Consider the following 10,986-nt stretch of genomic DNA (forward strand, 5'->3'; position numbering starts at 1 on the left):
GCAGTTCCCCTTACAGTTTGACGAGGTGCCATCACAGTCTGGAGTTCCCCTCACAGTTTCGTCGGTTGCCATGACAGTCTCAGCAATTCCCCTTACAGTTTGACTAGGTGCCATCACAGTTCGGAGTTCCCCTCACAGTTTCGACGGTTGCCATGACAGTATCAGCAATTCCCCTTACAGTTTGACGAGTTGCAATGACAATTCGACGGCACCTCTATTTCAAATCCACCAACTCTTTCAATTTGCGACGCAATAACTTATTAGATCCATTACGCGGTAGTTCATCAATGAAGTGAAATGATTTTGGCACTTTGTAACGCGCCAATCGCGCTTCACAATAAGCTATTAAATCATCTTCGGTTACATTTCCTGATACTACGACAAACGCAACCGGAACACTACCCCACTCGGAATGGTCTTTTCCGCAAACGCCTGCCTCTCGAATATTCGGATGCGCTGCCAGTACATTTTCAATTTCAGCAGGATAAATATTTTCTCCTCCTGAAATGATCAAGTCGGATCTTCTGTCAACAATATACAAATAACCTTCCGCATCGAGATAACCGATATCACCTGTCGGAAGCCAGCCATTTTCCAATGGATCTACTCCTTCAAAACGACCGATATATCCAGGTGTGACGTGCGGACCTCGTATAAATACTTCGCCTTTTTCACCTGGATTATCTGTATCTTTGATTTTGATTTGATTGAAAAACAACGGTTTGCCTGCCGAGCCCATTTTCCTCATCGCATCGCTTGCTGCTAAGGTCGCTGTTTGCGAACTAGTTTCTGTCATTCCGTACGTTTGGAGAACTGGGACATCAAGCGCTTTTGCCCGCTTCAAATAATCAATTGGAACCGGACCACCGCCTGCTAGCATCGATTTAAATGATGGATGTGCAACACTATTTTCTTTTTCCAGTTCACGCAGAACTTTGTCCAATGTAAGGGATACAACAGACATTCGTGTGACGGACCCATCCCCTACCGCTTTCGCTGACTTGATGGCATCAAACTTTTCATGCAACTGAACCTCCATTCCGTAAAGTACAGAACGAACAAGAATCGAGAACCCGCTAATATGGAATAAAGGCATCGCACAAAGCCAGACATCGCCTTCATCAAGCCCTAGGTTTAGAACAGACGACAGTGCACTCGAAACGTGATTACCTGCTGTTTGACGCACCCCCTTCGGAAATCCTGTCGTGCCCGATGTATACATAATCGTAATGGTCCTGTCTGATTGCCAACTATCCTGAATGACAAATGGCAGTTCAGCACTGCCCTTAATCGCAGTAAACAGTAGCTGACGCACCGGTGTATCGGCAACAACACTACTCAGTTCATTCGACACAATAACCGTCGTCGCGCCTGAATCATCCAATTGATATGCGATTTCCTTTTTTGTCAATCGACTGTTTAGCATAACAATTTCAAGGCCTACTAGCATACATGCGTGAATGATGACCACCATTTCAGCATTGGAGGGCCCAAGTAATGCAATACGTTGCCCTTCATTTAAACTGTTCGCCCTCAATTTCCGTGCAAGAATTACCGCATCATCTTTTAACTGTGCGAATGTCCACTTTTCCTCTTCGAACGATAAAGCTACTTTATCAGGCGTTAAATAAGCCCGTTGCATTAACCAATTTGGAATCATGCCATCACCATCCATTCAGAAAAAGCTGCCCGATTAGAGGCAGCTTTCTTAGTTTTTATCTAGTTTTATCAAGGAAAACGTGGGAATTGTCCGAAGTCCGGTTTACGTTTTTCTTTGAACGCGTCACGGCCTTCTTTCGCTTCGTCAGTTGTGTAATAAAGAAGTGTTGCGTCACCAGCCAATTGTTGAAGACCAGCAAGTCCGTCCGTATCCGCATTCATTGCTGCTTTGACGAAACGAAGTGCCGTAGGGCTCATGCCAAGCATCTCTTGACACCATTGAACCGTCTCGTCTTCCAGTTGTTCATAAGGAACTACCGTGTTGACTAGACCCATGTCGAGTGCTTCCTGTGCGTTGTATTGACGGCATAGGAACCAGATTTCGCGCGCTTTCTTATGACCGATGATTCGTGCCAAGTAGCCCGAACCATAACCTGCGTCGAATGAACCGACTTTAGGTCCTGTTTGTCCGAAAACTGCATTTTCTGCTGCAATCGTCAAATCACAAACGACATGAAGTACATGTCCGCCGCCGATTGCATATCCTGCAACCATTGCCACAACCGGTTTCGGTATAACACGGATTAGACGCTGTAAGTCCAAGACGTTTAGACGTGGAATTTCATCGTCCCCTACATAACCGCCATGCCCTCGCACGGATTGGTCTCCGCCTGAACAGAATGCTTTCTCGCCTTCGCCTGTTAATACGATGACTCCAATGCTTTGGTCGTCTCGTGCGCGTGAAAATGCGTCGATTAACTCCGATACCGTTTTAGGTCGGAATGCATTGCGCACTTCCGGACGGTTAATTGTTACTTTTGCAATCCCGCCATACTGTTCATATTTGATGTCTTCGTATGTACGTATCGTTTCCCATTGACGTGTCATAGTGACCCTCCTCGATTTTTCAACTCTGAAATATGCTTCTCTATCATTGTAGCAAATGTAGCCGGTTTTTCCACATGAATTGCATGTCCAGCATGTTCTATCGTTTCGTGACGGACATTAGGGAAATTCCTCTGCATTTCCCGGGAAATATTTACGAACTTCGTGTCGAGTTCCCCCGTTATGAGCAAAACCGGAAGATTGATTGTTCCTAGGCTCCCCCAATATGAAGATTGGCTGCCTGTTCCAATCCCACGTAAGCTGTTCGCAAGGCCGATTTCACTCTGACTAAGTCGTTCATTTCTCACAGACAGCTGTTTTTCTTCTGACAAAGTCTTCTGAGACGCGAACAAGGGAATATTTCCCCAAAAATCGATGAATGCTGGTAATCCGTCAGTTAAGATTCTTTCTGACAGCCGCCTGTCAGCTACTTGTCGTTCTTCTCTCTCCACTTTCGTCTTCAATCCTGGGGAAGAACTCTCGAGAATCAACGACGATACCCGATTCGAATGATGCACAGTATACGCTAGTGCAACGCGCCCCCCCATTGAATAACCAACTAAGATGAATTGATCAAGAGAAAGCTCAGTAAACAGTTCCTCAAGGTCCTCGACTTGCTGGTCCATGGAGTAGCGGTCAATGTCTTCCGGAATAGTCGATTTCCCATGTCCCGTCAAATCGACAGCTATTGTTCGGTAGTTCCCCTTGAGCAACTTTGTAATTTCACGCCAAGAGATGGTGCTCCCCGTAAAGCCATGTAGAAATACGATGGCAGGCAGATTCTCTTTACCTTGGATTTCCACATGCAGTTCAATTCCACGCACGTAGATAGTCTTTTCATACATTATGATCAAGCCTGTCCGTGATTAGTGTCCATAGATCACGGTGAGCTTTCACATTCGCTTGACGATTTGTGAACACTTCAATAATACGTACCGGTTTTTCCTTCGCTTTAACTAGCTCCATTGCGAACTCTTCTGGCGTGTGAATTGCCGCATACTGCGCATCATACATCGCTGCAATATGGTCGAATGTTAAGCCTGTCGGTGTACCGAACAGTTCTTCGAAATGATTGCCTGCTTCAGCTTGTGGAAGATACGAGAATATTCCGCCTCCATCGTTATTGATAATGACAATGGTCAAATCTGCCTCGTGGAAACGAGTAACAATCAGTCCATTGACATCATGCAAGAACGATAAATCGCCAATTAACAGCCATGTAGGTCGCTTTCTTGCCGCCTGGATACCAAATGCTGTTGATACAACGCCATCAATACCATTAGTCCCGCGATTTGCAAAAATTGTGATGTCCTTATCCGTCTTCCTGAAAAACGTATCAACATCACGGATCGGCATGCTGCTGCCGCTTACGAGGTCGCTGCCTGTGGGAAGGTGCTCAAATAACATTTTTGCAAAGATCCCCTCATCGCCAGCAACACCCTCATAATTATCCGTAATCGCGGATGCCACGTCATTCGCCGCCGTCCACAACTTCGTATAAGAAGTCTTCGGTTTATCCACAATGATTTGCATGATTGTTTCGGATGAAGTCTGGATATGATGCGTCACGACGCCAAGCGAATCCCTGAATTCCGGCGATTCATCTACTGCAATAACTGTAGCTGGCCGTACTTTTTTCAAATAAAGCGACAGCGGCTTCGCTACTGGCTGTGCACCAAAACGAATTACAGTATCAGGTACGGCTTTCTCTTTGAATACATCACTTTTTAATAACGCATCATAATGATCGATACAAAGCGCAAGGCATTGTTCGGGCACTTCTGTGCGAAGATTCGATAGTGGGTCGCATAATACTGGCCATTTCAGTGCTTTGGCAAAGTTCCAAAATGCTGTTTTATCGAACCCTATCGGCATTTCACCTGCAATGATAAAGCCTTTTTCTGACGTTGCAAGCAACTGTGAAATTTGTTGGGCAATTGATACATCCAAGCTATCTACACTGTTAAATCGTTTTTGGAAAGTCGTTTTCGGCGTTTTCCTATCAAAATCGATAAGAAGCGGTTCTCGAAACGGCACATTTAAGTGAACCGGTCCTCGAGGGGCTGAAGTTGCAACTGACAATGCGCGACTGACATGCCGATCGATAAAGTTTTCGATATCCGGATTATTTTCAGCAAGCGGGAAATCTACACTGTATTTCACATGCTTACCATACATTCGGATTTGATCGATTGCCTGCGGAGCACCGACTTCCCTTAATTCATGCGGACGGTCTGCCGTAATAACGATAAGCGGGATACGGGCATAATACGCTTCTGTTATAGCAGGATGATAATTCGATGCCGCGGTACCTGACGTACAGAGAAGGACGACAGGATTACCTGATGCCTTAGCCAAACCTAGTGCGAAATAGGCAGCCGATCGTTCATCGACTTGCATATAGACATCAAGGTCTTCCGTTGAAGCGAAAGCATAAGCGAGTGGTGTCGAACGAGAGCCCGGGCTAATAACTACCGCTTTCACATCCGCCATCATCAAAGCAGCCGTCATTCTTCGAACATAATCCGTCAAAACTGTACGGTTATCCATTCAGTTTTCCTCCAAGCGCCCGCATAACAGGTCTGAATTTCACCCATGTTTCATCGTATTCTATTTCTGGTTTAGAATCTGCTACAATTCCTCCACCAGCGTACAAGTACGCACTATCGCCGTCGAGAAGTGCAGAACGGATTGCCACAGCAAATTCACCATTTCCAGCAGTATCTGTCCAACCAATTGGTGCAGCATAATAACCCCGATCTAAGTTTTCCTCAGAACGGATCATTTCCATTGCTATATCAGTTGGGACTCCGCCTAGGGCCGGTGTCGGGTGAAGTGCTTTAACCAAACTGAAAATATCAGTCCCTTGTTCAACTTTTCCTTCAACTGGCGTAAACAAATGCTGAATATCACGGACTTTCATCAATTTCGGTACTTTCGAAATTTTGATGTCCGTGCAAAATGTTTTAAACACTTGTGAAATCATATTAACGACATATTGATGCTCTTCCCGATTTTTTCTATCTTCAAGAAGTTCATCGCCAAGTTCGCGGTCTTCGGCTGCCGACTTACCTCGTTTAATGGACCCCGCGACACATGCGGAATACGCTCGGCCATTTGATATTTCAATTAAACGCTCAGGTGTAGCACCGAAAAACAATTGGCCATCTTTTTGCAATCCAAAGTGATAACTTTCCTGCTGTTCATTGGATATATGATGTAGTGCAGTGACAGCCGGTACTTCATCTGCAAAATTAAGTTTTACCGAACGTGCTATTACCACTTTTTCAGCTTCACCATTATTAATTTTCTTTGTGACATCCGCAACGGTTTCCATATAATGTTCTTTCGAAAGTTCCTCTATTGACACGACTTTCGGTTTTGTAAGCAAAGCGGATTCCTCGACTTGTGCGATATGAATTAGACGATCTCTTTCATCCCTTAACTTTTCAAACTGTTTTGCCGCATCGTCGCTCTTTGTTACAAGGTTAATGGAAATTTCCGTCTTGCCATTCGTAATCGACAACTGGAAAGAAGGTACAACGAAATGAGCAGATGGAAATGCATCCCACTCTGATTGCTTAACACTTTTCGGATCAAACGAGAAACCTCCAAAAAGAACAGGTTCCCGGTCATTTTCTTCTTTAATAAGCGCACTACATAACTTTTTCCAACTTGTTGAAATATGTGTGAAACGATCACCCGTTCCATCGCTTGTTAATACCGTAGCATGTCCAATTCCAACAAGCGTTAATGTTTTATCTGCATTTTGCCAATAGAAACGTTCATCTTTATAACACGAATCCCCTGCTTCGAAAAACGCAAGTGGTGAAATTCGCCCCGCATCGACAGTTTCTGTGAAAAAGCGCAACTCATTCTGCCTAACTTTTAATTGAGATTCACGGGTAGCGGTCAACTTCCGATTCATTATATTCCCTCCGTACATTCATTCGACTGATTAAGTGTATATACCTATATTCTATCATACCGAATTCGCGTCGTTTCAGCACATAATAAGCAGTCCATATGTTCAGTCCACCCATTTTGGAGTACAATGGATAGGGTCATTAAAAGGATAGGGAGAGAACAATAATGCAACAGACAATAAAAGCGGATACAGGTTGGCGTATTTGGTGGCAGCTTACACGTCCACATACACTTACAGCAGCTTTTGCACCTGTATTTCTCGGTACAATGATTGCACTAACTTACGGGAAAATACATTTCCCTTTATTCTTCGCCATGCTCATCGCAAGTGTCTTCATCCAAATGGCAACGAATATGTTCAATGAGTATTATGATTTTAAAAGAGGGCTTGATACAGAACAATCAATTGGTATCGGCGGTACAATCGTCCGTAATGGCGTAAAACCAAAAACCGTGTTGAATCTTGCCTTTATGCTTTACGGGATTTCCGTCCTTATCGGTATTTATATATGTATGGAAACCTCGTGGATGCTCGCAGTCGTCGGTATCCTGTCAATGATGGTCGGCTACTTTTATACGGGAGGACCGTATCCAATCGCCTACACACCATTCGGGGAACTATTTTCCGGTGTTGTCATGGGAATGCTACTCATTCTTATTGCATTTTATATCCAGACAGAAACAGTAACGACAGAAGCAGTTCTGCTATCCATCCCAAGTATGTTGCTTGTGGCAGGTATTATGCTGGCAAACAATATACGTGATTTGGAAGGCGATAAGGTAGGCGGGCGTAAAACACTTGCTATTCTCGTCGGCCGCTCCAATGCAATTACAATCCTAATGCTATTTTTCATCATTTCATATGGCTGGATTATTGCAATGGTTGTCTTTGGACATCTTACGCCATGGGCACTGCTTGTATTTCTTAGTGTCAAAAAACCGGCTATGGCGATTACCGTGTTCCGAAAAAATCACATTCCTATACATGTGATGCCCGCGATGAAAAACACTGCAGTTACGAATACTTTATTCGGATTACTATTAGGTATCGGAATACTCATTGGACATCTACTCTAACTACTAAAACGCCCGAAGCATCGATTTACGTCGATGCTTCGGGCGTTTTAGTAGTCGCATGTTTAAATGATTCGAAATAAAGGGAAGTGTAGTAACGACAGTCAATAATCTTTACTTTTGTTTGTTAAGCACAATGTATATGAGCATACTATCGTTATTACTAAAAAGGACGTGACAATACGTGTTGAATGATAAACAAAAAGCCACTCTTAAAAATGAGTTAAATGAAATGAAGGAACATTTAACAATTACAGAAAAAGAAACAGATATTAAAGAAAGTGCGCAAGAAGATTCTGGCGAGCTGTCGATGTATGACAACCATCCCGCTGATTTAGGTACAGAACTCTATGACAGAGAAAAAGACATGGCTCTGCACGTACATGCTGGCTCTGAATTAGGTAAAGTCGCAAGCGCCTTACAAGCGATGGAGGACGGTTCTTACGGGAAGTGTGAAGTATGCCAAAAAGATATACCATTTGAGCGGCTTGAAGCAGTTCCTTACACGACTCTTTGCATCGATCATGCGACGGAGCAAGAAGTACCCTACGACCCACCTGTCGAAGAGGACATGCTTACCATGGCCAACCCAAATTCATTTGCTGGAGCAGCCCGAGATGGCGAAGACAGCTTCCAGGAAATCGCAAAATCCGGAACATCAGAAACCCCTTCCGATTTCAGCGGGGATCGCGATAACTATAATACGTTATACGACAGCGAGATTTCAGACGGGGCAACCGAAGAAATTGAAGAATTCACAGGTACCGATATAAATGGAAAATCACGCGGATTCATCAGATCCGATGCCTCTGAGAAATATGAAGCGGAACTGGATGATGAAGGAGTCGAATCCCCTCTTGGAGACATTCCTTATCATGAAAAAGACAGTTATATTGAGGATAAATAGAAGTGAAAGAAACTCCTAAAGCTATTTTTGGTAACCCGTTAAGTTTAGAGGTACTAAACTTAAAATAACACCGCACATATCAAAACAAATAAAACTAAATACAAGTATAAATTAGCATTGCTTTTAGCAGTGCTTTTTTCATTTGTTTATCGAAGTATTCCAACAGTAAAAGGGAATTAATTATTAACGTGGACAAATTATTGAAAGATGCAGGTTTAAAATTCTATATAGTATCAGTGAACTGTTTTGCAACTTTCTCAAACAGAATTCGTTTAAATTCTTAATAAAGAATTCATCAGCTTTGGGAATGAGGGGTAAATATTAGTAAGAGACGGAAAAAAATCTTGATAATAGCTATCGTAATACTGTTCACTATTATTTCAATAATAGTATTTAAAAAAGATTTATGGGAAGTTAATGAAGAGCTAATGAAACAAGAGATGTTGAACATTGGAGAATCCGTAGAATCAGTGAATTTATCCAATGTAACTCCATTTGAATGGGATATAGTGTATTCTTTTAGCCCGTATACATCTAAAGATACAATCTATAAAACCGTTGGCTATAAGTGGGATACTATCAGTGAAACAGTAAGTGAAGGTATGAACCAATTAGTTTTTATGAAAGAAGAAAAAGTGGTTTGTTATTTATATGGATATCCTGCGAATAATGGATATGGAATTTATTTTAATAGTGGAAGTGATACCAGATTAACTTCTGCTTCTATGCTTAGTGTCGATGATGATTTAACTTTTCAAGTTGTAAGACGAGATAGTATTATTTATTTAATGAAAAATGAATGACAAATAGATTCTTCAACTAACAGGTGCTTTAATTGATTAACAGGGCTTCTTAGGGAGCTCTTTCTTCTTAAACTAACGAAGCAGGTTAGTTAAACAAGAAGTGTTGGTTATTTGCCCATTTAAACAGACATACCCTTAATCAAGAGGTGTTTGTATGAGAAAAAAATTTGTTCTTTATATCGTAGGCATTCTCATCCTTTCGTTAGCTTTTTCGTTTTTTTATTTACAGGAACCTAAAGCGGATGGAGAAACTCACATTTTAACTGAGGAGGAACAAAAGGAGTTAGTTGAATTTAATGATTCTCTCATTAAAGGGGGAGGATTCTTTTCCTTGGTAGGGGAAGAATTAAGTAAAGCAGGTTACAAATATCAAACTGCGGGAATGATTTATTCAATGGATGATATTAGGATTTATTTAATCGTACCAGATAGCGAAGTAATTACTGATAAAACGAAAAAAGAAATAAATAATATATATCAAGATATGGTAAGTAAACACAATCTTAATTGGGAAGCATTTATGATAAAAGTTGCCCATTCTGATGAAATAGAGTAACTAACGGGTGCTTTAATTGAAGAAGGAAGAGGGAAATATTATTAATTAAAACAAAAACGCTGGATCATTCCCAGTGTTTTTTTGTTGAATATATCCCCTCTTTTCCATTTCCCTTTAATTTGACCACTGAATTAGCCACGGTTTTAACACGATATTTTCAACTTACAAGAATTATTGTAGGTCAATAATTCGTATGTTATTTTGATTGTTGAAACAGCAACAAGTGTGATTTAAATGTAAATGTTGATGCATAGGTATTTTAAAGACCGCAAATTCAGATGCTAATTAGCGGTCTATTTCGTGCTTTATTTTGCATTTTGTACCACTTAACTAAACGGGTTACCATTTTTGCTTAAGGTGTTTCTTTTCGTATATATAAGTTCAATGTATAAATACCTATATAAACTTAGCGAAGGCGCCTTAAAAGGGGCAGCCGAAGCCCTAAGATTGGCGGCGAAGATGCTTGGCTTAGGGCGAGAGGCATCCCCTAGCGCCGCAGCAAATTAAATGGCGTTCTTTATTTCGGCAAATATAGTTATTAATTTTAGGAAACTAGAGAACTATCTATAAACAAAATAAAAAGTAGCTTTACAAGTTCTTTAAGAACTTGCAAAGCTACTTTTTTGTATGACCCCTACGGGATTCGAACCCGTGATACCGCCGTGAAAGGGCGGTGTCTTAACCGCTTGACCAAGGGGCCAAATTATATATGGCGGAGAAGGAGGGATTCGAACCCTCGCACCGCTTTCGCGATCTATACCCTTAGCAGGGGCACCTCTTGAGCCGCTTGAGTACTTCCCCATATATAAATGGCTCCGCAGGTAGGACTCGAACCTACGACCGATCGGTTAACAGCCGATTGCTCTACCACTGAGCTACTGCGGAATGGTGGGCCTAAGTGGACTCGAACCACCGACCTCACGCTTATCAGGCGTGCGCTCTAACCAGCTGAGCTATAGGCCCTCTTGGAGCGAGTGAAGGGAATCGAACCCTCATCATCAGCTTGGAAGGCTGAGGTTTTACCACTAAACTACACTCGCATAATAATGGTGGCTCAGGACGGAATCGAACCGCCGACACAAGGATTTTCAGTCCTTTGCTCTACCGACTGAGCTACTGAGCCACATATTTGGTTTACATTAAGCATTTAACTTATCCTAAACCTTATAGTATGA

At 42.2% G+C, this 10,986-nt stretch carries 9 protein-coding genes and 6 tRNA genes; 4 read left to right on the forward strand and 11 right to left on the reverse strand.

The window, feature by feature from the left end:
* Positions 1-214: 214 nt before the first annotated feature.
* From H2672_RS12450 to H2672_RS12470, 5 genes are all read right to left on the reverse strand, one after another.
* On the reverse strand, positions 215-1,660 hold the full coding sequence (locus tag H2672_RS12450) for an o-succinylbenzoate--CoA ligase (protein ID WP_186671822.1): 1,446 nt from the start codon (positions 1,658-1,660) through the stop codon (positions 215-217).
* A gap of 68 nt (positions 1,661-1,728) precedes the next feature.
* Entirely contained in the window at positions 1,729-2,547 is an 819-nt protein-coding gene (gene menB / locus H2672_RS12455) for a 1,4-dihydroxy-2-naphthoyl-CoA synthase (protein ID WP_186671824.1), read from the reverse strand.
* The gene (gene menH, locus H2672_RS12460; protein ID WP_186671826.1) at positions 2,544-3,389 is read right to left on the reverse strand and encodes a 2-succinyl-6-hydroxy-2,4-cyclohexadiene-1-carboxylate synthase; all 846 of its coding nucleotides are present in this window, start codon (positions 3,387-3,389) and stop codon (positions 2,544-2,546) included. The genes menB and menH overlap by 4 nt, the downstream gene beginning before the upstream one ends.
* Entirely contained in the window at positions 3,382-5,094 is a 1,713-nt protein-coding gene (gene menD / locus H2672_RS12465; RefSeq protein WP_186671828.1) for a 2-succinyl-5-enolpyruvyl-6-hydroxy-3-cyclohexene-1-carboxylic-acid synthase, read from the reverse strand. Before menD ends, menH begins: the two co-directional genes overlap by 8 nt.
* Positions 5,087-6,472 carry an isochorismate synthase gene (locus tag H2672_RS12470; RefSeq protein WP_186671830.1) on the reverse strand — a complete coding sequence of 462 codons (1,386 nt, stop codon included), beginning with the start codon at positions 6,470-6,472 and terminating at the stop codon, positions 5,087-5,089. Before H2672_RS12470 ends, menD begins: the two co-directional genes overlap by 8 nt.
* A 164-nt stretch (positions 6,473-6,636) precedes the next feature.
* Between H2672_RS12470 and H2672_RS12475 the strand changes: the two genes are divergently transcribed.
* The 4 genes from H2672_RS12475 to H2672_RS12490 all read left to right on the forward strand — a co-directional run bounded on the left by H2672_RS12475 (position 6,637) and on the right by H2672_RS12490 (position 9,811).
* A complete protein-coding gene (locus H2672_RS12475) occupies positions 6,637-7,548 on the forward strand; it encodes a 1,4-dihydroxy-2-naphthoate polyprenyltransferase (RefSeq protein ID WP_186671832.1) in 912 nt (303 codons plus the stop codon).
* Between the two features lie 181 nt (positions 7,549-7,729).
* Positions 7,730-8,452: a TraR/DksA C4-type zinc finger protein gene (locus H2672_RS12480; RefSeq protein WP_186671834.1), complete on the forward strand. Its 723-nt coding sequence runs from the start codon at positions 7,730-7,732 to the stop codon at positions 8,450-8,452.
* A 344-nt stretch (positions 8,453-8,796) separates the two neighbouring features.
* Positions 8,797-9,255 carry a hypothetical protein gene (locus H2672_RS12485; RefSeq protein WP_222439383.1) on the forward strand — a complete coding sequence of 153 codons (459 nt, stop codon included), beginning with the start codon at positions 8,797-8,799 and terminating at the stop codon, positions 9,253-9,255.
* A gap of 154 nt (positions 9,256-9,409) precedes the next feature.
* On the forward strand, positions 9,410-9,811 hold the full coding sequence (locus H2672_RS12490; protein ID WP_186671836.1) for a hypothetical protein: 402 nt from the start codon (positions 9,410-9,412) through the stop codon (positions 9,809-9,811).
* Between the two features lie 628 nt (positions 9,812-10,439).
* Here the strand turns inward: H2672_RS12490 and H2672_RS12495 are convergent.
* The 6 genes from H2672_RS12495 to H2672_RS12520 all read right to left on the reverse strand — a co-directional run bounded on the left by H2672_RS12495 (position 10,440) and on the right by H2672_RS12520 (position 10,934).
* Positions 10,440-10,511: transfer RNA gene (locus H2672_RS12495), tRNA-Glu, on the reverse strand.
* A 10-nt stretch (positions 10,512-10,521) separates the two neighbouring features.
* Positions 10,522-10,612, reverse strand: a tRNA-Ser gene (locus H2672_RS12500).
* 9 nt (positions 10,613-10,621) lie between these two features.
* Positions 10,622-10,696 (reverse strand) — tRNA-Asn (locus H2672_RS12505).
* A 1-nt stretch (position 10,697) separates the two neighbouring features.
* Positions 10,698-10,774, reverse strand: a tRNA-Ile gene (locus H2672_RS12510).
* Positions 10,775-10,777: 3 nt separating this feature from the next.
* Positions 10,778-10,851, reverse strand: a tRNA-Gly gene (locus tag H2672_RS12515).
* A 7-nt stretch (positions 10,852-10,858) separates the two neighbouring features.
* A tRNA-Phe gene (locus H2672_RS12520) sits at positions 10,859-10,934 on the reverse strand.
* Between the last annotated feature and the right edge of the window lie 52 nt (positions 10,935-10,986).

Origin of the sequence: Sporosarcina sp. BP05, from assembly GCF_014282005.1 — a bacterium.
Taxonomy (GTDB): domain Bacteria; phylum Bacillota; class Bacilli; order Bacillales_A; family Planococcaceae; genus Sporosarcina.